This window comes from Colwellia psychrerythraea, from assembly GCF_000764185.1.
GTDB lineage: Bacteria > Pseudomonadota > Gammaproteobacteria > Enterobacterales > Alteromonadaceae > Colwellia > Colwellia psychrerythraea_B.
On the sequence record NZ_JQEC01000004.1, the window covers coordinates 219,642 to 243,655 of the forward strand.

Below are 24,014 nucleotides of genomic sequence, written 5' to 3' on the forward strand. Positions count from 1 at the left end.
AACTATGAACGTTACCCGTAGCAGGTTCAAAAACATTCAATCAATGACAACAAAAACAATGCGCATATTTTTGGTTACCTGTTGTTATCTACTGTCATGGGCGGCGTTAGCACAAAGCAATACAACAAACAGTATTGCTGGGCAAAATATTGTTACTGAAAATAGCTCTGGTCAAAACGTAGCAATTACAGAGGTTATTGAGCAAGAGAGTACTGCTGAGAACAGTCCTCAGGTGGGAAAACATGTTAGGTCTAATATGAATGCCGGTAGTATGATTTTATCTTTGCTAATGGTTTTAGCATTAATTATTATCTGTGCTTTTGTCCTCAAGCGTTTTAAATTTACTCAGCAAGGTATTAGTCAGCTTAAAGTGATAACCAGCTTATCGTTAGGTACCAAAGAGCGAATTATGGTAGTACAAGTGGGAGAGCAGCAATTATTACTAGGGGTCACCGCTGGGAAAATCACCTTGTTAGATAAATTATCTGAGCCATTAGTCAGCCAGAATATCACGACTGGGGATTTACCAAAAAACATATTATCCTTTTTATCAGCTAAAAGGTCGTAACTAGAGTTATGGTCAATAACCAGATAGAACTTTCAGGGTAATTAATTGCAATTCGGGTTATAAACTAGGTTTACATATAGGAAGCTCAGGGAACCATGAAAAGAATTTTGTTCTTCATCATCATAGCTATATCTATGCTCAGTGTGAGCTTTGGCGCTTTTGCCGAAGACTTATCATTATCAGCATTAAAGCTCACTACCAACCCTGATGGCTCGCAAGAGTATTCGGTAAATTTACAAATATTAATTTTCATGACGGCGCTAAGCTTTATTCCTGCTGCTGTCATCATGATGACATCATTTACCCGAATAGTAGTAGTAATGGCTATTTTACGACAAGCTTTTGGTCTTCAGCAAACACCATCTAACCAAGTCATTATCGGTTTAACGCTGTTTATGACATTGTTCATTATGACGCCAGTCTATAATCAAATAGATAAAACCGCCATTCAACCCTATATATCTGAGCAGCTGACTTCTAGTGAGGCCATCGATCTTGGCAAAATACCACTGCGTGCTTTTATGTTGGAGCAAACTCGTGTTAAAGACCTTGATACATTAGCAGGCATGGCTGGTATTGAATCGGTGGATAAACCAACCGATTTACCAATGACGGTAATAATCCCAGCTTTTATCATCAGTGAATTAAAAACGGCCTTTCAAATAGGCTTTATATTATTTATTCCTTTTTTGATCATTGACTTGGTTGTTGCCAGTATATTGATGGCAATGGGTATGATGATGTTATCGCCTATGATTGTATCTTTACCATTTAAATTGATGTTATTCGTTTTGGTTGATGGTTGGAACCTAGTGATTGGTACTATCGCTACCAGTTATGGTATGGGTAGTTAGTCTGATGTTAAGTTATTAATACGGCAATAGCGTTTTAGTCATATTTTATTTGTATTTTAAAATATAGTGTTTAATAAATAGGGTAAAAAGAGAGTAAATTATGGGACCTGAAATCTATGTAGATATGTTAGGCGACGCTTTATTACTCGTTATTATATTAGTCTGCGCTATTATTTTACCTAGCCTTGCTGTGGGGTTGATGGTTGCTATATTTCAAGCAGCGACATCAATTAATGAACAAACATTAAGCTTTTTACCAAGATTAATTGTTACCTTATTGGCGCTAATTATAGGTGGTCATTGGCTGGTACAAAAGGTGATGGATTATACCATTCGTCTCATTTCTAGTATTCCCAGTGTTATTATTTAATGGTTAGTTTTGTGTTATTTCTAGTTCTGGCTATTAAAACAATTGTTATCGGTACTTAGTCATGGAATTTACAGCCGCTGTTATTAATCAGTTTGTAGCAGACTTTATTTTGCCATTTAGTCGTATATCTGCATTAGTTATGACTATGATAGGCTTTAGCGCCAAAACTATTCCAGGGCGGGTAAAGCTGTTTTTATCCTTCTCAATTACTTTTGCTATTCTGCCTGCAATCCCACCGGTACAAGATATTGATTTAATGTCTATTACTACGGCAATATTACTTGGGCAGCAGATGATTATTGGCGTTATGATTGGCTTTGTAACCGTTATGGTAGTTAATACATTTACTTTGGCTGGACAAATTATTGCCATGCAATCAGGCCTAGGTTTTGCGTCCCTAGTTGATCCTGCCAGTGGTATGAATGTTCCCGCTATTGGGCAGTTTTTCCTGATCTTATCTTCATTGCTCTTTTGGGTAATGGATGGACACTTAGCTTATTTGCAGTTTGTTGTCGCTAGTTTTGACACCCTTCCAATTCCCACTGAACACCTATCAAGTATTAAATATCGAGAAATTGTTGAGTGGGGCAGTTGGATGTTTGCTACCGCGTTATCTCTTGCTTTAGCGCCGATCACCGCAATGTTATTGATTAATTTTTCTTTTGGTATTATGACCAGAGCTGCGCCGCAACTAAATATTTTTGCTATTGGCTTTCCTATCACCATGATGGCCGGTTTACTTATTATGTGGCTAACTTTTGGTAACTTCTTTACTCATTTTGAATTGCAGTGGCAACGTGCACTGGATTTTAGCTGTTACCTCATTGATTGTAAGATGGCATAAATGGCTGATTCTGATAGCGGTGAAAAAAGTGAAGAGCCCACGGCGAAAAAACTCACCGACGCCCGAAAAAAAGGCCAAATTGCTCGCTCCAAAGATTTAGGTACCTTTTTTGTATTGGTGGGCAGTGCCTGCGCTATGTTACTTATGGGCAAAGCATTAGCAGCGTCAATGGCAAATATGATGAGCCATATGTTTACCTTAAGCCGTGAACAAGCTATGGACGTTAATGCGCTTTTTAAAGTGATAAACGATGGTGTCTACCAGATCATTCCCCCATTAATGTGGATCTTTTTTATCGTTATGTTAGCAGCATTTGTTGGTAATACTTTACTTGGTGGCATGAGTTTTTCGTGGGAGGCGATGATGCCAAAAGCAAGTAAACTATCCCCTATAGCCGGATTTAAACGGATGTTTGGCGTTCAAGCTGCGGTCGAGTTGATTAAATCTATTTTAAAATTTTTTGTTGTTTTCACCGTAGCTTTTTTACTACTCAGTGGTTTATTTGAAGAAATTTTAGGTTTAAGTCGGGAAACCAGTCCTGCTAATTTTGAACATGCCACCACCATGTTACTGTGGATGTTTCTGGTGTTAGCTTTATCCATTGGTATTATTGTTATTATTGATGCGCCTTATCAGGTTTGGAATCATAACCGTCAATTAAAAATGACCAAACAAGAAATTAAAGATGAGCATAAAAGTAGTGAAGGTAGTCCAGAAATAAAGGGACGTATTCGTAGAACTCAATATGAAATGTCACAACGACGCATGATGCAAGACGTTCCTGATTCTGATGTGGTGATAACGAATCCAACGCATTTTTCAATCGCGCTAAAATACGATGCAGCGGCAGGTGGTGCTCCAGTTATGTCAGCAAAAGGTGTAGATGAAATGGCACTACATATTCGTACTATCGCTAAAGAGCATCAAATTGAAATAATTCAATCACCGGCTTTAGCTCGGTCGCTCTATTATACCGCCGAGGTAGGTGATGATATTCCGGAAGAGTTATTTGCTGCGGTTGCTCAAGTCTTAGCGTTTATTTTTCAACTTAATGAACATAAAAAAGGCAACGCTAAAAAACCTATTCCTGTTGCAAAAGAATTACCAATTCCCGAAGATTTTAGATATTAATAAAAATATTGGTATAAAGTGAATTTATTGTAATAGTGTAGCAATATTATTCATTAAAACCTTGCCAAAGAGAGATAGTTCATCTTTTGGTATAAGAATTGCTAATTCATCAGTACTGTCAAAAAAACATCATGAAGTAGTAATGCAACTAGCCGCTTATTTTAATCAGTTCGATAAATCAAAACTACGCCATTTAACTGGCTTAGGTACCCCTTTATTGGTTATGGCTGCGTTAGGTATGATTATTTTACCTATGCCAGCTTGGTTATTAGATATTTTATTCTCTTTTAACATAGCTCTTTCCCTCGTTGTTTTACTCATTACTGTATACACCTTAAAACCGTTAGAGTTTGGCTCTTTTCCGGCCGTATTGTTAGTGGCAACAATTCTACGTTTAGCGCTGAATGTTGCTAGTACACGAGTCGTATTATTAGAAGGTCATGAAGGCCCAGAGGCTGCCGGTAAAGTTATTGAGGCATTTGGCTCCGTGGTAATCGGTGGCAATTATGCTGTCGGTTTAGTGGTATTTCTTATATTAATTATTATTAACTTTGTCGTTGTTACTAAAGGTGCAGGCAGAATTGCAGAAGTTACCGCACGATTTACTTTAGATGCCATGCCAGGTAAACAAATGGCAATAGATGCTGATTTGAATGCTGGTTTTATTACTCAAGAACAAGCAAAAGAGCGCCGTACTGAAGTAACTAATGAAGCCGATTTTTATGGCTCGATGGATGGTGCTAGTAAATTTGTAAAAGGTGATGCTATTGCTGGTATTCTCATCTTATTCATTAATATTGTTGGTGGCTTGATTATTGGGATGGTACAACATGATTTATCTTTTGACCGCGCTGTTGAGATATATACCTTACTAACTATTGGTGATGGCTTGGTTGCACAAATACCTGGGTTGTTATTATCGGTAGGCACTGCAATTGTTGTTACTCGTCAAAATACTGCCCAAGATATGGGCGAACAAGTAAGTAGTCAGCTAGGTCAGGAAAAGTCACTATATATTGCAGCAGGTGTGATGTTTGTTATGGGGGTAATTCCCGGTATGCCGCATTTTGTCTTTATTTTATTTGCCGGAATTATTGCTGCAACTGCCTTTATTGGCGCAAGAAACAAAACGAATAATGCAATTGAACAAGAAAAAATAAGCCAAGATGAACAAGCGCAACATCAACAAAAAGAAGACGAAGTCAAAGAGCTAGATTGGGATGATGTCAATCATGTTGATATCATTGGTTTAGAAATTGGCTACCGTTTAATTCCTCTGGTAGATAAAGCCCAAGGTGGTGAACTACTCAGTCGTATTAAGGGGGTTCGCAAAAAGTTGTCTCAAGAGTTTGGCTTTTTAGTACCCGCAGTGCATATTCGCGATAATCTAGACTTAGATCCAAATAGTTATCAAATATCCCTAATGGGAGTGGTTGTTGGCAGTGCACAAATACGTCACGACCAAGAGCTTGCTATTAATCCGGGACAAGTTTTTGGCACCCTTGAAGGTGTTGCTACTAAAGATCCTGCTTTTGGTCTTGATGCCACTTGGATTAATCAAAACCAACGTGAGCAGGCGCAAACACTAGGTTATACCGTGGTGGACTCGGCGACGGTACTAGCTACTCATTTAAGCCAAATTTTAACCAATAATGCCGCGCAGTTATTAGGGCATGAAGAAGTTCAAAACTTGTTGGACTTACTTGCTAAAAACTACCCTAAGTTAGTTGAAGGCTTTATTCCTGATACCTTGACCTTAGGTACGGTTGTTAAAGTATTGCAAAGCCTAATGAATGAAGGTGTAGCTGTACGCGATATGCGTTCTATAGTGCAAACCCTAGTTGAGTATGGTCCAAAAAGTCAGGATGCTGAAGTTCTGACTGCTGCTGTGCGCATTAGTTTGAGAAAGTTTATTATTCAGGACCTTGTTGGTGGCGCTCAAGAAGTGCCCGTCATAACTTTGGCTCCAGAATTGGAACAGATGTTGCATCAGTCAATGCAAATGGCAGGAGATGATGGTGCCGGTATTGAGCCGGGGTTAGCGGAGCGCTTACAGAAATCATTAACTGAAGGAGCAAACCAGCAAGAAATGGCTGGTGATACACCAATATTATTAACATCAGGTATTTTACGTCACGTTTTAGCTAAGTTTGTAAAACATACGATCCCGAGCTTACGTGTTATTTCTTATCAAGAAGTACCTGATGATAAACAAATTAAAATTGTTAGTGCCATTGGGCAATAACCTGTAGTTATAATCATTTGGTGTATTGTTGTAATTTATAGCGAAAATAGAGGCTGGATATGAAAATTAGACGTTTTGTTGCCAAAGATATGCGTACAGCATTAGCACAGATAAAAGAAGAACTTGGCGTTGATGCGGTTATTATGTCCAACAAAAAGATTCCGGAAGGTGTGGAGTTAATGGCTGCGGTTGATTACAACCAGGCAGTACCGCCTGCGGAATTTCCTCAAAATAATATTCAAGCGACTGAAGTACAGCTAGGTTCGCCAAATTCGAGAGAAGTAAGTAGTGATGTTGTTAGTATTGGCCAGGCAAATCAGCCACAAGGCGGCACTCAAGCATCGATAACAAATGATGGTTTAAGCGAACGTATTCCCGCTGACAGCTTATCTGCATTACTTAATCGTCAAGTTCAGCAACCAGCTCATCTACAAGAAGCTCATCAATCAGCTGAAACAACAGCTAATGCGGTTACTATCGAGCAGCAACTTAAAGATTTTACTGATCGACTAACTCATTCCAAACCCAATAATTCAGTCCCTAGCCAAAGTGAAAATGATCATATAAGTGCTAATATATCGACAAATATAGCTTATCAGAGTATTGCAACTTCAAGCCCTTTAGTTGCTGATGTAAATAATGACGTGCAAGTGTCTTCACATGACTTATCGAAAATGCAACAAGAGATGGCTTCTATTCGTTCTTTACTTGAGCATCAAGTTTCTGGCTTGATGTGGCAAGATATGGCTCAGAAAGACCCACAACGAGCTGTTTTAGTAAACCGCCTACTTGCGCTAGGGTTAAATGAACAAATAGCAGATCAAATTGCTGGCTATGTACCTGAACAATCTCATGAAAAGCAAGCATGGTCACAAGCAACACAGCTCATCGCTCAACAAATTAATACTACACAAAATGATATTATTAATCGTGGTGGCGTCGTTGCCTTAGTAGGGCCCACAGGTGTAGGTAAAACCACTACCATAGCGAAACTTGCGGCTGGTTTTTCTCAAGTACATGGCAGCGATCAGGTTGCACTTATTTCTACTGATACTTTCCGTATTGCAGGTTTTGAACAATTGGCAACCTACGGAAAAATAATTGGTTGTCAGGTAAGCCTTGCTAAGAACAGTCAAGAATTAGATGTTTTGTTACAACAATATACTAAGAAGAAATTAATTCTAATTGATACTGCTGGCATGGGACAACGTGACATGCGTTTAGCTGAGCAATTAACCGCATTAGTTTCTAACGCTCGAGTAAGAATTAGGAATTATTTAGTTTTAGCGGCTAATACCCAGCAAGGTGTGATGCAAGAAAACGTCGATCGCTTTAAAAAAGTACCATTATCGGGTTGTATTTATACTAAACTTGATGAAAGTATCAGTATTGGTGAAATAATTACAACTTCGATTCAAAATGGTTTACCAATAGGGTATCTTACTGATGGACAAAGAGTTCCAGAAGATATTAAAGTTGCAAATGCTGAGAAATTAGTTACTCTTGCAGATAAGATGGCAACTAAGTCAGTAAATAACAATGTTAGTGTATTGCGGCCAATGCCAGTTGCGCCCGCCGCAATCATATAAAATGCTAGCTATTAGCTAAATAGACATGATTAGAAGTATAATTAAATGATAGATCAAGCGAGCGGCTTAAGAAAGATGCAAGACTTACAGCAAGTTAAAGTAGTAGCAGTTTCGGGCGGGAAAGGTGGGGTTGGTAAGACTAATACCTCCCTAAATACAGCTATTGCATTAGGACAACTTGGTAAACGAGTATTAGTGCTTGATGCCGATTTAGGCCTTGCTAATGTCGATGTGATGTTAGGGTTAAGGGTAAAACGTAATTTATCTCATGTATTATCTGGTGAATGCGAACTTGATGATATTATTATTGAAGGCCCAGCAGGCATTAAGATTATTCCTGCAACATCAGGGTCGCAATCAATGGTGGACTTAACCCCATCAGAGCATGCAGGGCTCATTCGAGCCTTTAGTGAAATGCGAACTCAATTTGATGTGTTAATCGTTGATACCGCTGCAGGTATTTCCGATATGGTGCTAAGTTTTACACGGGCGGCACAGGATGTCATGTTGGTGGTTTGTGATGAACCAACTTCTATAACTGATTGTTATGCTTTAATGAAATTACTAAGTCGTGATCACGGTGTCTTTAAATTTAAAGTTGTTGCTAACATGGTTCGTAGCCCTAAAGAAGGCCAACAACTTTTTGCAAAATTAACTAAAGTGACCGATAGATTTCTCGATGTCGCCATCGAGTTGGTTGCAGTAATACCTTTCGATGAAAATGTTCGAAAATCGGTACGTAAACAACAAGTTATTGTGGAAGCTTATCCGCAATCTCCAGCATCCTTGGCTTATATAGATTTAGCTAAAAAAGTTAGCCAATGGCCAATTCCTAAACAAGCGTCAGGGCACTTAGAATTCTTTATTGAGCAGTTATTGGCAAATTAAATAACTGTTTAATTAAGCATATCTTTAATGAGAGCGATAATACGTGGTAAAAGCAAATAGCTACAATAGTCAAATTGATAAAACAGCTTTGCTTGAACAACATACTGTTTTGGTTAAGCGCATAGCCTATCATTTACTAGCAAGGTTACCAGCGAGTGTTCTAGTCGATGATTTAATTCAATCAGGTATGATTGGCTTATTTGAAGCCGCTAATAATTTTGATAACAGTAAAGGTGCGAGCTTTGAAACTTTTGCTGGGATTAGAATTCGTGGTGCTATGTTAGATGAAATACGTCGAGGGGATTGGACCCCACGTTCTGTTCATAAAAATAGCAGGATGATAAGTCGTGCGATTGAAGAACTTGAAGCGCAACTTGGCCGAGATGTTTCTGATATTGAAGTTGCTGAAAAACTTGATATTTCATTAAATGACTACCATCATATATTAAGTGAAGTTAGTACTGGCAAAATACTAGGTATTGATGATCTAGGCGTTAATGAAGATGCTATTAAACTTGGTGATGATTGCCTTGGCGATGATCCATATCAAAGTATTGAATATAGTGCTTTTAAAAAAGGTCTAGCTCAATGCATTAAGTCTTTACCCGAGCGAGAAGCTTTAGTACTGTCTCTATATTACGATGAAGAATTGAATTTACGAGAAATAGGCCAAGTTCTTGATGTAAGTGAATCACGTGTGAGCCAGATACATAGCCAGGCAATGCATCGTCTAAAAGCACGCATGCAATCTTGGCAAACGTAACTAGAGTTGTCTGCGGATAGTTTGTTAAAAGAATAATTACCTTGTTAGGTAAAAAATAATATAAAGAAAATTAATTAATTTGAATGTTTCGCCGGAGGGTGCCTTGGATAAAAATATGAAAGTGCTTGTTGTTGATGATTTTTCAACAATGAGACGTATAGTGAAAAATTTGTTGCGCGATTTAGGTTTTACCAACATTCAAGAGGCAGATGACGGCAGTACAGCTTTACCTATGCTTCAAGGTGGTGATTTTGACTTTGTCGTAACCGACTGGAATATGCCTGGCATGCAAGGTATCGATTTACTTAAAGCAATTCGAGCAGATGCTAGTTTATCACATATCCCTGTATTACTGATTACAGCAGAAGCTAAAAAAGAGCAGATTGTGATGGCAGCCCAAGCAGGTGTTAATGGTTATATTGTTAAACCTTTTACAGCCGCAACATTAAAAACTAAGTTAGATAAAATTTTTGAGCGCTTAGCTTAATGTGCGAACTTTAGCTAGCATATTGATGTTTAGCTAATAAGGTTTTGATAAATATTGTATTAAGGACTTTGCATGAGTATAGCTATGACGGGGCGGATCTCATTAGAGCAAGCGAAATCTGTGGTTGAATTTTTAGAATCAGGACAGCAAGAAGCTGCAGATGCTGTTATTGCTGAGATTCAAAATCCAATCAATTCTGAGCTTTTTGCTGAAATTGGTAAATTAACACGCCAACTTCATGACTCTTTGACAAATTTTCAGTTGGATTCTAGGTTGAGTGATTTAGCTACGGCAGATATTCCCGATGCCAAAGAGCGGTTGAATTATGTTATTACCAGAACAGAAGAAGCTGCTAATAAAACCATGGATGCTGTTGAGGCTATTTTTCCCGTTGTAGACACAATTGCCGAACAAGTAGCTGCTGTTAATCCTTCATGGACTAAATTGATGAACAATGATTTAGATTTAACTGAGTTTAAATCATTGTGCCTTGATATCGATACTTTATTAAAAAATACGGGTAAAGAAACTCAACATATCCACAGTTTAATGACTGATGTATTAATGGCGCAAGACTTTCAAGATTTAACCGGCCAAGTAATTCGAAAGGTTATTGAATTAGTTCGTGAAGTAGAAGAAAGTTTAATAAACATGTTAACCGCTTTTGGTATAACTGCTGAAGCAGTGCAAGCGAACGCTCTGCCTAAAGTTGGCGAAAACCTCGTTGAGGGGCCAATTGTAAATACAGAAAATAGAGATGATGTAGTAGAAGATCAAGACGATGTCGATGATCTTCTGTCAAGTTTAGGATTTTAATGGGAGTTACTGCATGTCTTTTGAAGCAGATGAAGAAATTTTACAGGACTTTTTAGTCGAAGCGGGTGAAATCTTAGAGTCGCTTTCAGAAGAGCTGGTAGAACTGGAAAATGACGTAGATAATGCTGAATTATTAAATTCAATATTTCGTGGCTTTCATACAGTCAAAGGTGGCGCTGGTTTTTTAAACTTAGGCGCACTAGTTGATGTATGTCATTGGGCTGAAAATATATTCGACCTTTTGCGTACAAGAAAACGCTCGGTTAACCCTGAACTAATGGATACCATTTTATCTGCACTAGACACTGTCAATGACATGTTTGTGCAGGTACAAAGCCGTGAACCCCTAGCTCCAGCAGATGATAATTTACTAGCTGAACTTAAAAAATTGAGTCAACCAGAAGGCGTGAAAACGGCTGAACCAGCTAGTATTTCTACCCCTGAAGTTGTTGAGCAGACAAGTCTATCAGTGGCTGAAGAATCAAACTCAAGTGATGAAATGAGTGAAGATGAATTTGAACGACTACTTGACGAATTACATGGCTCTGGTAGCGTTTCTTCATCTACTAATGTAAGTGAGAAATCAGTTCCTACACCTTCAACTCCAAGTATAGAGGGGTCTAGTGATGAAATTTCAGACGATGAGTTTGAATCATTATTAGATGAATTACATGGTCAAGGTGCTTTCTCTTCTGATCCCGGCGATACAACAACTAGTGCGGTGATTAGCTCAAGTGACGATATCGACGATTTGGAGTTTGAAAAGTTATTAGATGAACTACACGGCAAAGGTAATGCACCGAAAGCTTCAGAACCATCGACCACTAATGAAAGTATAAGTGTACCACCGGTAGTTCCTCATAAAGCAATACCTGTAAGCCCTCCCCAAGTTAAAGCTGCTCCCAAAAAATCAGAGCCTGTAAAAGTAAAAGAAGCACCAACAAAGAAAACGACTAAAAAGGCCGCTGCACCAGCAGCACAAGGCGAAACTACAGTTAGAGTGGATACAAAGCGACTTGATCAAATAATGAATATGGTTGGGGAATTGGTTTTAGTTAGGAATCGTTTAACAAGTTTAGGGTTGGTTTCAGACGACGAGGATTTGAACAAAGCAGTCACTAATTTAGATGCAGTAACCACTGATCTGCAAGGTGCTGTAATGAAAACTCGAATGCAGCCCATTAAGAAAGTTTTTGGCCGTTTTCCTCGTGTAGTACGTGATTTAGCGCGTAGTTTGAATAAAGATATCTCGTTAATCTTAGAAGGTGAAGAGACAGATTTAGATAAAAACTTGGTAGAGGCGCTTGCTGATCCTTTGGTCCATTTAGTCAGGAATTCAGTAGACCATGGTGTAGAAGCGCCAGATGTCAGAGAAGCTATGGGTAAGCCAAGAGAAGGCACCGTGGTATTGTCGGCCTCACAAGAAGGAGATCACATCCTCTTAACCATTAAAGATGATGGTGCGGGTATGGATGCAGAAAAATTAAAAGATATTGCCATTGAACGTGGCGTACTTGATGTAGACTCTGCAGCTCGTATGTCTGATAAAGAAGCATTCAGTCTTATATTTGCTCCTGGTTTTTCCACAAAAACTGAAATTTCAGAAGTATCTGGACGTGGTGTTGGCATGGATGTGGTTAAAACTAAAATCACTCAGCTAAATGGTACGGTAAGTATTGATTCTGAGCTCGGCGTGGGCACAGTACTTGAAATCAAAGTACCATTAACGTTGGCAATACTGCCAACGTTAATGGTTGTAGTAGGTAAACAAACATTTGCTCTACCCTTGGCATCAGTTAATGAGATTTTTCATCTCGATTTATCAAACACCAATAGTGTTGATGGACAATTGACCATTATTGTTAGAGAAAAAGCTATACCATTATTTTATTTAGACCAGTGGTTAGTTCGTAACTTTGTTGAACGTTCCCGTGATAAAGGTCATGTTGTTATTGTTCAATTAGGTAATCAACAAGTTGGCTTTGTCGTTGATAGCTTAATTGGTCAAGAAGAAGTGGTGATTAAACCACTCGATAGGTTACTTCATGGTACACCTGGAATGGCAGGTGCAACGATTACCAGTGATGGTGGTATTGCACTAATCCTAGATATAGCGAATATGCTAAAATTCTATGCAAAAAAATCACCTGTTAATAAAAAAATACGCAGTTAGTGATTCTAATAGATAATATACTTAGGTGTATTATCAGGTGTGATTATATAGCGTGCTATAAAGAGCGTTATCAGAGAGGTTAAATGACCTACAAGGTACTTGTTGTTGATGACTCAAGTTTTTTTAGACGCCGAGTTACTGACATCCTTAATAAAGATCCAAAATTAAACGTTATTGACGTGGCGGTAAATGGCCAAGAAGCGGTTGAAAAAGCGATTTCGCTTAAACCCGACGTTATCACTATGGATATTGAAATGCCTGTGCTTAATGGCATTGACGCTGTAAAGCAGATTATGGCGCAGTCTCCTACGGCAATATTGATGTTTTCTTCTTTAACACATCAAGGTGCTAAGGCTACGTTAGAGGCGCTTGATGCTGGAGCGTTGGACTTTTTACCTAAAAAATTTAGTGAAATTGCCAAAAATACTGATGAAGCTGGGAGCTTACTACGTCAACGTGTTATACAAATAGCAAGGAGACCAGGCTTAATTAAGCCGAGGGCGGCTATTCGTTCAAGGGTCTCAGCCCCAACATTACCAAGAGAGAGGCTAGCAAAAAACCTTACTAAGTCGTCGATATCTTCTCCTTCAATAGCGAAAGAACAAAGAAGCCTTAGTCGTAGTTCAGGAAAAGAATATAAACTCTTAGCTATTGGTACCTCTACCGGAGGCCCTGTCGCATTACAGAAAATTTTGGTTGAACTAGAAAGTAATTTCCCTTTACCCATTATTATAGTTCAGCATATGCCCGCTGCTTTTACAGCTGCATTTGCAAGCCGTTTGAACACTTTGTGCAAAATAACAGTTAAAGAAGCTGCTGATGGTGACCTACTAAAACCGGGGCATGCTTATTTAGCGCCGGGGGGCAGGCAGATGATATTAACGGGTAAGGAAAGCTCGGCTAAAATAAAAATATTAGATGATGACTCCCCAAAAATAACTTTTAAGCCAAGTGTTGATATTAGCTTTGGTTCGGCTGCAAAAACTTTTGCTGGCAAAGTACTCGGAGTAATATTAACGGGTATGGGATCTGATGGTAAAGAAGGTTCGAGATTGTTGAAAGCTAAAAGTTCGACAATTTGGTCGCAAGACGAGCAGTCATGTGTTGTTTATGGTATGCCACAAGCTATTGATAAAGCGGGTTTATCCCAGTTATCATTACCTCTGGATAATATAGCCTCGTCAATTGTTAAGGAAATTGGCCGTGGATAAATTGAGTGTTGCAGGGCTGCTTGTAGCTATTTTAGCTATTTATATCGGCTTTACGCTTGATGGTGGCAATCTATCTGCCTTATTTGAGCTACCTGCTTTTATAATTGTATTTGGCGGTACATTAGGAGCCGTTATGCTGCAATCTTCAATAGCGCAGTTTAGCCATGCCATATTACTACTTAAGTGGGTTTTTTATCCACCTAAATATGATGTGGAACGAGGGATCAATGAGATAGTAACATGGGCAGCAAAAGCAAGAGAATCGGGTTACCTAGCGCTAGAAGATACCGCATTAGAAATTGAAGACAGTTACACGCAAAAAGGTTTAAATTTATTAGTCGATGGCGTTGAATTAGATAATTTTCGAGTCTCTTTAGAGTTAGATTTAGATCTTTATCGAGAGCATAACTTACGCTCTGCCAATGTTTACGAAGCGATGGGTGGTTACAGCCCAACTATTGGTATATTAGGTGCGGTTCTAGGTTTAATTCATGCCATGAGTAACTTAACTGAGCCTGCATTATTAGGTCAGGGCATAGCAACGGCTTTTATTGCTACTATTTACGGTGTTGGTTTTGCAAATTTATTTTATTTACCTATAGCCAATAAAATTCGGGCTATCGTACATCAACAAACAATGTACCGTGAAATGATCTGTGAGGGTCTGGTATCCATTGCACATGGAGAAAACCCCCACGCGATTGAAAATAAATTATCTGCTTTTAGGTTAGATCAATGAATCGACTGCGCAAGAGAAGGCATATAATAGAACATGATAATGTTCACCGTTGGTTAGTCTCCTATGCAGATTATATGACTCTAATGTTTGCTCTTTTTGTTGTTTTATATGCTATGGCAATGGTAAACGAGAAACCATTCGAAAGTATTACAGAATCATTTGGTCGTATATTCCAAGCCTATGAAGATGAGAATAAAAATAGAGGCCATGGTGACAGTGTCTTGATGGTAAATACCACTAAGACAAATAAGAAACTTTACGGTAATGGGATTTTAGAGGTTGCTGGCCCTGAGTTACTTGATAATGAAAAACAACTATCGAATATATCTGATTCGCAAGTAGGTAATAATCTAAGCTCATTAGAAGAAGAGTTACATACGGCTTTATATGAACTGGTTGAATCAGGCTTTGCACAATTACAAATCGATGGTGATTGGTTAGAAATCGAGTTGAACAGCGGCTTGTTATTTCCCAGTGGTTCATCCTCTGCAACCTTATCTGCCGAGGCTATCTTATCGGCGATATATGACGTAATTGGTCAAGCGAGTAATTTCATACGTGTTAGAGGCTATACCGATAACCAATCGATTAATAATGAAATCTATTCTTCAAATTGGGAGTTATCTGTTTTTCGTGCTACAGCTATTTTAAGAGTTTTAGAAAGGTTAGGTTTAGACCCCGCACGTATGGCTATTGAAGGTTATGGTCAATATTATCCTACTTCAGACAATTTAACTGCACAGGGGCGAGCTAAAAATAGAAAAGTTGTTGTCGCTATTTCAAAATATGGTTTGGAAAAGAAAAACTTGATGGAAACACCAACTATTGATCTAACCAACGTAGAAAAAATTAGCCAAATCGATTCTAGTAATAGCCAAGGAATTGAAAATTTAAATAATATCAAAGTTATCCGATTAGATAACGGTGGTATTCGCATCACAACTCGAAATGAGCAAGGTGATAAGGTCAATTCTATTGAGCCTAATGCCTCAAAAGATAAAAAAACTAATGATGATATAGAATGAAATTATCACCATAGTGACAATAATATTGAATAATTGTAAGTGAGTAGTGCCCTTGATAGTGTGGACAGTAGCAAATCAAAAAGGTGGTGTTGGTAAAACCACAACAACTATTGCTCTAGCTGGAATTTTAGCTGAGCAAGGGCATCGTGTTTTATTAGTCGATACTGATCCTCATGCTTCACTAAGTTATTATTTTGGCATTGAGTCAGAAGATTTAGACCTAAGTGTCTATGAGTTATTTACTCAAGTATCATCAAGAGAACAGATTCTACAAACATTATGTCCAACCCTGTACCCTAATATAGATATTTTACCTGCAACTATGGGACTTGCGACATTAGATCGCTCTCTGGGAGCAAAAGGAGGGATGGGTTTAGTATTGAAAAAAGCAGTACAAAAAGTAGCTGATAGCTACGATTATGTTTTGATGGACTGCCCGCCTGTTCTTGGCGTACTTATGGTTAATGCTTTGGCAGCAGCAGATCGTATTGTTATTCCCGTGCAAACAGAATTTCTCGCGTTAAAAGGTCTCGATCGTATGATCAAGACTCTGGATATTATGCAAGGAGAACAGGATGCTCCCTTTAAATATACTATCGTGCCAACTATGTTTGATAAACGCACAAAAGCATCAATTTTAGCCTTTAAAAAGCTACAAGAGGACTATACTAATACAATATGGCCAGGAGTTATTCCAGTTGATACCAATTTGAGGAATGCTAGTATAGCCCAAAAAGTCCCCTCGGATTACGCTGCAAATTCCCGAGGTACATTAGCTTATAAAAGCCTATTGAACTATTTAGTCAAGCAAAACGTGAAAAATAATGAGGTTGAGCGCTAAATGAGTAATTCGTTAACCGCTAGTAAAAAGATAATGAAAAACTATCTGTCAGAATTACTAACGGAGCCTGAAGTGGTACAAGAATTATCACATCAGCGTATTGATAAACAAATAAATAGTAAACCATTAGCGCATAAAGAAACTAAATCGTTAGAGAATCTGTTAAAAACGGTTAGCGAAGAAAAAGAAAATATTGTTAATAAAGAAGTTAAAATAGTTGATTCATTAGGCGTTAATTTATTACCGCTATCTACAGATAAAAGCCGTGCTGAAGTTTTTGAACTAAAAGATAAAAACTACCGACAAGGCGACTTTCAAGCAATGTTTTTTGATGTTGCAGGTTTGACCATTGCTGTGCCTTTAATAGAATTAGGCGGCATACATAAAGTTGATAAAACCACTAGTTTAATGGGGAAACCCGATTGGTTTAAGGGCGTTATGCTCTATCGGAATGAAAAAATTAACGTTGTTGATACTGCATTATGGGTTATGCCTGAAAAGTGTGATGAAGCCTTGAAAAACTCGTTAAACTATCAATATATTATTATGCTAAATGATAGTCCATGGGGACTAATGGCGGAAAATTTAGTTGATACATTGGTGTTGCGTCAAGATGAAGTTAAGTGGTTAGATACAACTAATAAAAGGCCTTGGTTAGCAGGACTAGTAAAAGAAAAAATGTGTGCCTTACTTGATGTAAGTGCTTTGATTCAGTTGCTTGATAAGGGTAATGATATCTATCAAGAGCGGTAATTTATATCTGTCTAGCTAATAGACAGCTTAAAGGTCAGTAATTTTAGAGGCGAGTAATATGTCAGACGAAAGACGAAGTGCTAAAGATAAAGGCGAAGCTAATGATGAAGTGTTGCAGTGGGTAACCTTCAAATTAGAGAACGAAACTTATGGCATCAATGTAATGCAAGTACAAGAGGTTTTACGTTATAGTGAAATTGCTCCAGTACCTGGGGCACCACTTTATGTACTAGGCATCATAAATTTACGTGGTAATGTTGTTACAGTTATTGATACACGCTCACGATTTGGTTTAGAGCCTTGTGATATTACTGATAATACTCGTGTGGTAGTTATTGAATCAGAAAAACAAGTAATTGGTATATTAGTCGATAGTGTAGCTGAGGTTGTCTATTTAAAGTCTTCTGAAATTGACGTGGCGCCAAATGTTGGTAATGAAGAAAGTGCGCAATTTATTCAAGGGGTTTCTAACCGCGATGGCGAATTACTTATTTTAGTCGACTTAGATAAATTACTTTCAGATGATGAGTGGGACGAACTCAAACAATTCTAACTTTATCATTACAATACCCTTTAATTATTTTCTGAAGAAGCCTGTATATGCAGGCTTCTTTATTATTTAATTATGCGATTAGTTTTTACTTGAGGTAAAAGTCATTAATGTCATTATTAGCTGTCCCGATAATTGCTGTGTTAGCATTATTTCTTGTAGTACTCACTAGCACTATAATTTTTATATTTTTAACCAAGTTAAAAAACAAAATTTCAATGCTTAATTCGCAAGTGCAAAGCACATTTTTATTGGTTAATAATTTGCAAGCAATAAACGAAAAATTGCAACAAGAGTTTGATGTTCTAACAACTTGTAATGAACAAGTGGCCATTGAAAATTCCCAAGTATCAAAGCATTTAGAGCTTCGTATAAAAAATCTGCAACAACAAAGTGTTGAACAACAGCAACTATTAACTCAATGGCAAGAAAACCAAGGACAAGATAAATTTTATAATAGAGCTTTCAAATTAGCAGAAAAAGGTGCAGATATTGAAGAAATTATGGCTGAATGTGAATTACCTCGTGCAGAGGTTGAAATGTTACTTTCAGTCTATCAGCAACGTACCCGATCTCAGTAAAAAGTCGTTATCATCTTGCACATTTTAAACTAAATATAGTGAAGCTGTGCTAAAACGTTATTCACTCAATTATTCATTTCATGTTAAACTTCCGTCGTTTTTAATACCTCTTTATGTAACGGCAAGGAACTAGGCCCTGTGAGCTCAGCCATAACTCTATATTTTAGACTATTTATATTTACTTTATTTTTTTCTCTATCTGGTTGTTCAACAACGCCAGGAGATCGAGAGCAAGTTCAAGGAGAAACTCAAGAGTCAGATGATTTTAGTGATTCTAGAGACCCTTTTGAAGCGATTAATAGACCTTTTTGGACTTTTACTTGGGATTATGTTGATGCGTATATAGCTAAACCTGCATCAGAGGTCTACACCACGTATACACCACCATTTTTGCGTACAGGCCTGTATAATATAGCGTTAAATTTGAACGAGCCTGCAAGTATTATAAATAATGTTTTGCAGCTTAAGTTTGAAGCCGCAGCAAAAAACACCGGCAGGTTTGTTCTTAACTCTACCATAGGCCTCTTTGGATTTTATGATCCAGCCAGTGATTTTGATTGGTCAGGAGAACAGGAAGAGTTTGGTGAAGTCCTTGGTAGTTACGGGGTTGGCGATGGCCCCTATATTGTCATTCCGGGTTTAGGGCCAAGCTCAGTTAGAGAAGAAGTTGGCGATTACGTCGACAGCCTTTATTGGCCTATGGTTGTCATCGACTTTTGGCCGAATATTGCTCGCTTAGGCATATTAGCATTAGAAAAAAGAGCCGCCGTTCGAGATCAGGAACAGTTAGTGGTCGAATCAGAAGATCCCTATGAGTTTATTAAAAATGCCTATTTTCAAAATATGAATTATAAACTTTTCGACGGCAATCCGCCCATCATAATTAATGAAACCGAAGAAGATGAGTTAGATGCCTTACTCGATGAGTTTGATGATATGGATTAGTTAATACTACTTTAGATAATAAATAGATTAAATAGAATAAACGAGTACCTATGCTGAGAACAATTTGTTAGAATTGCGGCAATTTTTTAGACACATCATATTGGAATAATTAAATGAATATTATTGAAGGTTCGTTTGAAGCAAAGGGCAAGAAATTTGCTATTGTTGTATCACGCTTTAACCACTTTATTGTTGACAGTTTACTTGAAGGCGCGATTGATGCACTTAAACGCCATGGTAATGTAAATGATGATGATATTACGGTTGTTCGTGTGCCAGGCGCTTATGAATTACCTTTAGCGGCTAAAAAAATTGCTGCAAAAGGTGAGTCAGATGCAATTATTGCTATTGGCGCTGTAATTCGTGGTGGTACACCACATTTTGATTTTGTCGCCGGTGAATGTAATAAAGGTTTAGCACAAGTGTGTTTAGACAGTGGGGTTCCGGTTTCATTTGGTGTTATTACTACCGACTCAATCGAACAAGCTATTGAACGAGCAGGTACTAAAGCAGGTAATAAGGGCGCTGAAGCAGCTTTAGGCGCTTTAGAAATGGTTAATGTATTAGCTAAAATTTAATTTTCTGAACTTTACTCTTTATCTTAAGAAAAATGGAAACATATTGTGAAACCTTCACCTAGAAGAAAAGCCCGTGAGCTGGCCGTACAAGCTATCTATTCATGGCAAGTTAGTCAAAATGTAGTAAATGATATTGAAATCAACTTTATTGCTGATAATAGTAAACGTCGCTTTGATATTGAATATTTTCAATTATTATTGCGTGGTGTAACCTCTAATCTTAGTGATATCGATGCGGCCATATCTCCCTATGTAGATCGTCCTCTTGATGATATTGATCAAGTGGAAAAGGCGATTTTACGTGTGGCAGTGTTTGAATTAAGAGACTGTATTGATGTGCCTTATCGAGTCGTGATTAATGAAGCTATAGAATTAGCTAAATCATTTGCAGCTGATGATAGCCATAAGTTTGTTAACGGTGTTTTAGATAAAACTGTAAAGTTAATTCGCCCTCAAGATTAATCTGTTAGTTACAACTCATTAGTACCAACCTACTAGTAATTTAAGGCTTAGCATGAAAGAGTTCGAGTTAATTAAACATTTTTTCACCAAACAAAAAGTAAAACGTAAAGACGTTGTGCTTGGTATTGGCGATGATTGTGCAGTTTTAGCACCTATTGAGAATCAAAACATAGTGGTAACAACTGACACACTAGTTGCAGGGGTACACTTTCCTTTTGATACTAGCCCTAGGGCAATAGGTCATAAAGCGGTTGCAGTCAATTTATCTGATATTGCTGCAATGGGAGCTAAACCAAGTTGGTTATCTTTAGCGCTGACGCTACCTGACGTAGATGAAGCTTGGTTACTTGAGTTTTGTGAAGGTGTTTTTGAACTTTGTGAGTTTTATAACGTAGAACTCATTGGTGGAGATACGACACAAGGTCCATTAAGTATCACTATCACTGCGCAAGGCTTAACTCCTCAAGGTAGTTACTTATCAAGATCTGGTGCTAAATCAGGTGACTGGCTTTACGTTACCGGAGAACTTGGTGATGCAGCGTTAGCGCTCCAACAAATTACCGGTAAGGTAGATATTGAACCAAAGTTTATCGATGCTATAAAAAAGAAGTTAGATTATCCAAAGCCAAGAATATTAGCAGGGCAAACGCTGCGCGAGTATGCTTCGGCGGCAATAGATCTTTCCGATGGATTGATTGCGGACTTAGGACACATATGTCAAGCGTCTAATGTCGGTGCTAATGTTGTATTGGATGCCTTACCTCTCTCCACAATAATGAGAGATAGCTTACTTGCCGACGACGCAATCACTCTGGCACTATCTGGTGGAGATGATTACGAACTTTTATTTACTGTCTCTGAAGATAACAAGGTAGGTATGGAAACTGCTATGTCTCATGCAGGCACACCGGTTACTTGTATAGGACAGCTAAATGCTTCACAGACTATTACTACAACATTGAACAATAAGCCTATTCCAATTAATACTGCTGGATTCGAGCACTTTACTGAATAGTTTCCTTAGCAATTTCCAAATTAATTAAGCGTTTATAAATATGTCGGGTAAAAATACACAGGTCAACTTTAACTTAGCTAATCCAATTCAGTTTTTAGCGCTAGGTTTTGGCAGTGGTCTAGCACCTAAAGCGCCCGGAACTTTTGGTACACTTGCTGCTGTGCCTTTATTTTTATTGATGAGTGGTTTAACACCATTAATTTACGGACTACTTGTATTAGTTGTTTGTTTAGCGGGTATTTACATCTGTGGTAAAGCCGCTAGTGATGTTGGTGTACATGATCATGGCGCTATTGTCTGGGATGAATTCGCTGGGTTCTTTATAACTATGTTTATGGTACCCATAAGTTGGCAAAGTGTTACCGTTGGCTTTATTTTGTTTCGACTTTTTGACATCGCTAAACCTTGGCCGATATCAATAGCGGATAAAAAACTCACGGGTGGTTTTGGTATTATGTTTGATGATGTACTTGCCGGCTTATTTGCTCTAATTATTATGCATCTTATCTTTTAATTCCATACAATGTATTAGTGAGTTAAAAGTTTGCTCTTTGTTAATTTTTATTCTGCAATTCTTTACTTTAGATCAATAGTATTTTCTCAAGTTTTACGCTATTTTTAAAACGAGGTATGTAAGTGATGTTTAATTATAGGTAACAGTTAATTTATAAATATTTAACGCCTTTACTTGTTTTTAGTAGAACTTGCCCTCAGGTCTAATATTAAGTGACACATTGTTATTCACAAATAATCACTTAGGTAAATGAGTCTTTAAGTAATAGTAAAAAAGGAACACCTATGAAAATAAATCTTTCTGGTCATCACGTTGAAGTTAATGATTCAATAAAAGAGCATATCGAAGAAAAATTCTCTAAAATAGCTAGCCACTTCCCAACACTAATCGCCTTAGATGTAATTATTTCTAAAGAACACCATACACACCAAGTTGAGATAACCACAAATTATGAAGGCGGCCGAATCTCCGCTACGGGTACTAATGACGTAATGTATCCAGCTATTGCTAATGCAGCCAAAAAATTAGATGCTGCGCTTAAGCATAGAAAGGGCCAACTTAAAGCCAATTTACATACAAAACCTGATCCAACCACACCTGAAATAGCCCACGAGAAGGTGCAAGAGATGAACTTAGCTTAAAGTTAAAAATCTCAATCAAAAAAAGCTGATGAACCTTGTTCACGGCTTTTTTTTTGAAGTTTTTTTTACTTTCCCTCAATTTGTACAAATAATTACTGCATTGTAAACTCGCTGTGTAATAATCAAGGAAATTCATAATAAAGCATTAACCCCACAAGGAATACCTTAATGCTCAAGCGCCTATTTAAACCATCTAGTAACTCTCACCTAACGACAAGTAAAGTCATATTTTTTGGACTTTTATCTTTAACACTAACTGCTTGTGGTAAAGAAGCTGTAAAAGTTAAACCACCAGCGCCAGCGGTATCGATATACTCAATTAAAGCACAACCCATCGGCGGCTATCGCGAATTTGTCGCACGAACAGAAGCTTTCAAAGAAGCCGACTTACGCGCTCGTGTTGAAGGCGAGTTAATTGAACGCCATTTTAGAGAAGGCAGTAATGTTGAAAAGGGACAGGTATTATTAAAAATCGACCCCGCAGCGTACCATGCAGCATTATCAGCAGCTAAAGCTGACTTAAGCTCTAGAATCTCAGGCGAAGAAAATGCTAAGCGTAACTTAAAGCGTGCCAATGACCTTATTGATGATGGTTATATTTCTCAATCTGATTATGACCGTTTAACTACTGAAGAATCGCAAGCTAAATCAGCGGTTAAAGCTGCACAAGCGTCACTTGAAAAAGCAGAGCTTGATTTAAGCTATACCACAATCACTGCGCCTTTTTCTGGGCGTATAGGTAAAGTTAATTACAACGTCGGTAATATTGTCGGTCCAACAAGTAGCCCATTGGCAACTTTGACTATTAGCAACCCTATTTTTGTAAGTTTTCAGGTTGAAGAAAGTTTCTATATTTCTTACCTGCAAGAACATCAGGGTGCAAGAACGGCTAAAGAAGCTGAATTCGACCTTTCTTTACGATTACCAAATAATACAGAGTACCCAGAAAAGGGTCAGTTAAACTTTTCTGACACTAAAATTGCTCAAGGTATGGGTACCGTTGAACTTAGAACAGTTTTTCCTAACCCTCATAACATCATTTTACCAGGGCTATTCGTTACCTTGATTGTTGAAACGTTAGATAAAGAAGAAATGGCGTTAATACCACAAGCAGCAGTTCAAGAAAATCAACAAGGGAAATTTGTCTTAGTTGTTGGTAAAGATAACAAGGTAAAACAACGTCACGTAACCTTAGGCCGTAGAATTAATGCCATGTGGGTCGTTGAGCAAGGTGTTGCTATTGGTGAGCAAGTTATAGTCGAAGGTTTGCAAAAAGTGCGCGCTGGTGTTGAAGTAAATGGCGTTATTAAACATGTTGACCCGCTAACGGGCACCATATCAGATATTAATGATAAAGCGACAAATTCTGCAAAAGCTAATGATGCCAATATTAGCCCAAGCGCAGTAGTCGATAAGTAAAAAAGGACGATT

The 24,014-nt window shown here is 38.0% G+C and carries 26 protein-coding genes; all 26 read left to right on the forward strand.

The genetic code is table 11. From position 1 onward, the window contains the following. Positions 1 to 4: 4 nt before the first annotated feature. The 26 genes from fliO (at position 5) to GAB14E_RS19150 (ending at position 24,002) form a co-directional block, all read left to right on the forward strand. Positions 5 to 568, forward strand: a complete 564-nt coding sequence (fliO, locus tag GAB14E_RS19275; protein WP_231561973.1) for a flagellar biosynthetic protein FliO — start codon at positions 5 to 7, stop codon at positions 566 to 568. A 95-nt stretch (positions 569 to 663) separates the two neighbouring features. Further along, positions 664 to 1,422: a flagellar type III secretion system pore protein FliP gene (gene fliP / locus GAB14E_RS19270; protein ID WP_033080787.1), complete on the forward strand. Its 759-nt coding sequence runs from the start codon at positions 664 to 666 to the stop codon at positions 1,420 to 1,422. Positions 1,423 to 1,522: 100 nt separating this feature from the next. After that, the gene (gene fliQ, locus GAB14E_RS19265) at positions 1,523 to 1,792 is read left to right on the forward strand and encodes a flagellar biosynthesis protein FliQ (RefSeq protein ID WP_033080788.1); all 270 of its coding nucleotides are present in this window, start codon (positions 1,523 to 1,525) and stop codon (positions 1,790 to 1,792) included. Between the two features lie 61 nt (positions 1,793 to 1,853). Next, on the forward strand, positions 1,854 to 2,636 hold the full coding sequence (gene fliR, locus GAB14E_RS19260) for a flagellar biosynthetic protein FliR (RefSeq protein ID WP_033080789.1): 783 nt from the start codon (positions 1,854 to 1,856) through the stop codon (positions 2,634 to 2,636). Then, positions 2,637 to 3,767 carry a flagellar biosynthesis protein FlhB gene (gene flhB, locus GAB14E_RS19255; RefSeq protein ID WP_033080790.1) on the forward strand — a complete coding sequence of 377 codons (1,131 nt, stop codon included), beginning with the start codon at positions 2,637 to 2,639 and terminating at the stop codon, positions 3,765 to 3,767. 142 nt (positions 3,768 to 3,909) lie between these two features. After that, positions 3,910 to 6,012, forward strand: a complete 2,103-nt coding sequence (gene flhA, locus GAB14E_RS19250) for a flagellar biosynthesis protein FlhA (RefSeq protein ID WP_033080791.1) — start codon at positions 3,910 to 3,912, stop codon at positions 6,010 to 6,012. 59 nt (positions 6,013 to 6,071) lie between these two features. After that, positions 6,072 to 7,601: a flagellar biosynthesis protein FlhF gene (gene flhF, locus GAB14E_RS19245; RefSeq protein WP_033080792.1), complete on the forward strand. Its 1,530-nt coding sequence runs from the start codon at positions 6,072 to 6,074 to the stop codon at positions 7,599 to 7,601. A 45-nt stretch (positions 7,602 to 7,646) separates the two neighbouring features. Further along, positions 7,647 to 8,489 (forward strand): MinD/ParA family ATP-binding protein, encoded by an 843-nt coding sequence (locus tag GAB14E_RS19240; RefSeq protein ID WP_033080793.1) that lies wholly within the window; start codon positions 7,647 to 7,649, stop codon positions 8,487 to 8,489. Between the two features lie 43 nt (positions 8,490 to 8,532). Next, positions 8,533 to 9,252, forward strand: coding sequence for an RNA polymerase sigma factor FliA (locus GAB14E_RS19235; protein ID WP_033080794.1), 720 nt, complete (start codon positions 8,533 to 8,535; stop codon positions 9,250 to 9,252). Positions 9,253 to 9,355: 103 nt separating this feature from the next. Beyond that, the gene (gene cheY, locus GAB14E_RS19230; protein ID WP_081967698.1) at positions 9,356 to 9,739 is read left to right on the forward strand and encodes a chemotaxis response regulator CheY; all 384 of its coding nucleotides are present in this window, start codon (positions 9,356 to 9,358) and stop codon (positions 9,737 to 9,739) included. Between the two features lie 72 nt (positions 9,740 to 9,811). Continuing rightward, positions 9,812 to 10,555, forward strand: a complete 744-nt coding sequence (locus GAB14E_RS19225; protein WP_033080796.1) for a protein phosphatase CheZ — start codon at positions 9,812 to 9,814, stop codon at positions 10,553 to 10,555. Positions 10,556 to 10,568: 13 nt separating this feature from the next. Beyond that, positions 10,569 to 12,728, forward strand: a complete 2,160-nt coding sequence (locus GAB14E_RS19220) for a chemotaxis protein CheA (RefSeq protein WP_033080797.1) — start codon at positions 10,569 to 10,571, stop codon at positions 12,726 to 12,728. Positions 12,729 to 12,811: 83 nt separating this feature from the next. After that, the gene (locus GAB14E_RS19215) at positions 12,812 to 13,939 is read left to right on the forward strand and encodes a protein-glutamate methylesterase/protein-glutamine glutaminase (RefSeq protein ID WP_033080798.1); all 1,128 of its coding nucleotides are present in this window, start codon (positions 12,812 to 12,814) and stop codon (positions 13,937 to 13,939) included. Then, positions 13,932 to 14,678 (forward strand): flagellar motor protein, encoded by a 747-nt coding sequence (locus tag GAB14E_RS19210; RefSeq protein ID WP_033080799.1) that lies wholly within the window; start codon positions 13,932 to 13,934, stop codon positions 14,676 to 14,678. Before GAB14E_RS19215 ends, GAB14E_RS19210 begins: the two co-directional genes overlap by 8 nt. Continuing rightward, positions 14,675 to 15,703, forward strand: coding sequence for a flagellar motor protein MotB (locus GAB14E_RS19205; protein WP_052093441.1), 1,029 nt, complete (start codon positions 14,675 to 14,677; stop codon positions 15,701 to 15,703). The genes GAB14E_RS19210 and GAB14E_RS19205 overlap by 4 nt, the downstream gene beginning before the upstream one ends. A 52-nt stretch (positions 15,704 to 15,755) precedes the next feature. Further along, positions 15,756 to 16,544, forward strand: coding sequence for a ParA family protein (locus GAB14E_RS19200; RefSeq protein WP_033080895.1), 789 nt, complete (start codon positions 15,756 to 15,758; stop codon positions 16,542 to 16,544). Beyond that, positions 16,545 to 17,297 carry a chemotaxis protein CheW gene (locus GAB14E_RS19195; RefSeq protein ID WP_033080800.1) on the forward strand — a complete coding sequence of 251 codons (753 nt, stop codon included), beginning with the start codon at positions 16,545 to 16,547 and terminating at the stop codon, positions 17,295 to 17,297. Between the two features lie 58 nt (positions 17,298 to 17,355). Then, positions 17,356 to 17,850, forward strand: a complete 495-nt coding sequence (locus GAB14E_RS19190) for a chemotaxis protein CheW (RefSeq protein ID WP_033080801.1) — start codon at positions 17,356 to 17,358, stop codon at positions 17,848 to 17,850. Between the two features lie 107 nt (positions 17,851 to 17,957). Then, a complete protein-coding gene (locus tag GAB14E_RS19185) occupies positions 17,958 to 18,428 on the forward strand; it encodes a DUF2802 domain-containing protein (RefSeq protein ID WP_033080802.1) in 471 nt (156 codons plus the stop codon). A 138-nt stretch (positions 18,429 to 18,566) separates the two neighbouring features. Next, a complete protein-coding gene (locus tag GAB14E_RS19180) occupies positions 18,567 to 19,373 on the forward strand; it encodes an MlaA family lipoprotein (RefSeq protein ID WP_052093443.1) in 807 nt (268 codons plus the stop codon). Positions 19,374 to 19,486: 113 nt separating this feature from the next. After that, a complete protein-coding gene (ribH, locus tag GAB14E_RS19175; RefSeq protein WP_033080803.1) occupies positions 19,487 to 19,951 on the forward strand; it encodes a 6,7-dimethyl-8-ribityllumazine synthase in 465 nt (154 codons plus the stop codon). 45 nt (positions 19,952 to 19,996) lie between these two features. Next, positions 19,997 to 20,413: a transcription antitermination factor NusB gene (gene nusB / locus GAB14E_RS19170; RefSeq protein ID WP_033080804.1), complete on the forward strand. Its 417-nt coding sequence runs from the start codon at positions 19,997 to 19,999 to the stop codon at positions 20,411 to 20,413. Between the two features lie 52 nt (positions 20,414 to 20,465). After that, positions 20,466 to 21,428, forward strand: a complete 963-nt coding sequence (gene thiL / locus GAB14E_RS19165) for a thiamine-phosphate kinase (protein WP_033080805.1) — start codon at positions 20,466 to 20,468, stop codon at positions 21,426 to 21,428. Between the two features lie 40 nt (positions 21,429 to 21,468). Next, positions 21,469 to 21,942: a phosphatidylglycerophosphatase A family protein gene (locus tag GAB14E_RS19160; protein ID WP_197061148.1), complete on the forward strand. Its 474-nt coding sequence runs from the start codon at positions 21,469 to 21,471 to the stop codon at positions 21,940 to 21,942. Between the two features lie 284 nt (positions 21,943 to 22,226). Then, positions 22,227 to 22,583 carry a ribosome hibernation-promoting factor, HPF/YfiA family gene (gene hpf, locus GAB14E_RS19155; protein ID WP_033080807.1) on the forward strand — a complete coding sequence of 119 codons (357 nt, stop codon included), beginning with the start codon at positions 22,227 to 22,229 and terminating at the stop codon, positions 22,581 to 22,583. Positions 22,584 to 22,751: 168 nt separating this feature from the next. After that, positions 22,752 to 24,002 (forward strand): efflux RND transporter periplasmic adaptor subunit, encoded by a 1,251-nt coding sequence (locus GAB14E_RS19150; protein WP_033080808.1) that lies wholly within the window; start codon positions 22,752 to 22,754, stop codon positions 24,000 to 24,002. Positions 24,003 to 24,014: the final 12 nt, after the last annotated feature.

Excerpts from the sequence above, each read along its gene's own strand:
- flhF (WP_033080792.1), top strand. The coding sequence starts at position 6,072 with ATGAAAATTAGACGTTTTGTTGCCAAAGATATGCGTACAGCATTAGCA.
- GAB14E_RS19160 (WP_197061148.1), top strand. The coding sequence starts at position 21,469 with ATGTCGGGTAAAAATACACAGGTCAACTTTAACTTAGCTAATCCAATT.
- GAB14E_RS19205 (WP_052093441.1), top strand. The coding sequence starts at position 14,675 with ATGAATCGACTGCGCAAGAGAAGGCATATAATAGAACATGATAATGTT.
- ribH (WP_033080803.1), top strand. The coding sequence starts at position 19,487 with ATGAATATTATTGAAGGTTCGTTTGAAGCAAAGGGCAAGAAATTTGCT.
- GAB14E_RS19185 (WP_033080802.1), top strand. The coding sequence starts at position 17,958 with ATGTCATTATTAGCTGTCCCGATAATTGCTGTGTTAGCATTATTTCTT.
- GAB14E_RS19215 (WP_033080798.1), top strand. The coding sequence starts at position 12,812 with ATGACCTACAAGGTACTTGTTGTTGATGACTCAAGTTTTTTTAGACGC.
- fliP (WP_033080787.1), top strand. The coding sequence starts at position 664 with ATGAAAAGAATTTTGTTCTTCATCATCATAGCTATATCTATGCTCAGT.
- GAB14E_RS19150 (WP_033080808.1), top strand. The coding sequence starts at position 22,752 with ATGCTCAAGCGCCTATTTAAACCATCTAGTAACTCTCACCTAACGACA.
- fliO (WP_231561973.1), top strand. The coding sequence starts at position 5 with ATGAACGTTACCCGTAGCAGGTTCAAAAACATTCAATCAATGACAACA.
- hpf (WP_033080807.1), top strand. The coding sequence starts at position 22,227 with ATGAAAATAAATCTTTCTGGTCATCACGTTGAAGTTAATGATTCAATA.
- GAB14E_RS19195 (WP_033080800.1), top strand. The coding sequence starts at position 16,545 with ATGAGTAATTCGTTAACCGCTAGTAAAAAGATAATGAAAAACTATCTG.
- fliR (WP_033080789.1), top strand. The coding sequence starts at position 1,854 with ATGGAATTTACAGCCGCTGTTATTAATCAGTTTGTAGCAGACTTTATT.
- fliQ (WP_033080788.1), top strand. The coding sequence starts at position 1,523 with ATGGGACCTGAAATCTATGTAGATATGTTAGGCGACGCTTTATTACTC.
- flhA (WP_033080791.1), top strand. The coding sequence starts at position 3,910 with ATGCAACTAGCCGCTTATTTTAATCAGTTCGATAAATCAAAACTACGC.
- GAB14E_RS19220 (WP_033080797.1), top strand. The coding sequence starts at position 10,569 with ATGTCTTTTGAAGCAGATGAAGAAATTTTACAGGACTTTTTAGTCGAA.
- GAB14E_RS19225 (WP_033080796.1), top strand. The coding sequence starts at position 9,812 with ATGAGTATAGCTATGACGGGGCGGATCTCATTAGAGCAAGCGAAATCT.
- GAB14E_RS19190 (WP_033080801.1), top strand. The coding sequence starts at position 17,356 with ATGTCAGACGAAAGACGAAGTGCTAAAGATAAAGGCGAAGCTAATGAT.
- thiL (WP_033080805.1), top strand. The coding sequence starts at position 20,466 with ATGAAAGAGTTCGAGTTAATTAAACATTTTTTCACCAAACAAAAAGTA.
- flhB (WP_033080790.1), top strand. The coding sequence starts at position 2,637 with ATGGCTGATTCTGATAGCGGTGAAAAAAGTGAAGAGCCCACGGCGAAA.
- GAB14E_RS19240 (WP_033080793.1), top strand. The coding sequence starts at position 7,647 with ATGATAGATCAAGCGAGCGGCTTAAGAAAGATGCAAGACTTACAGCAA.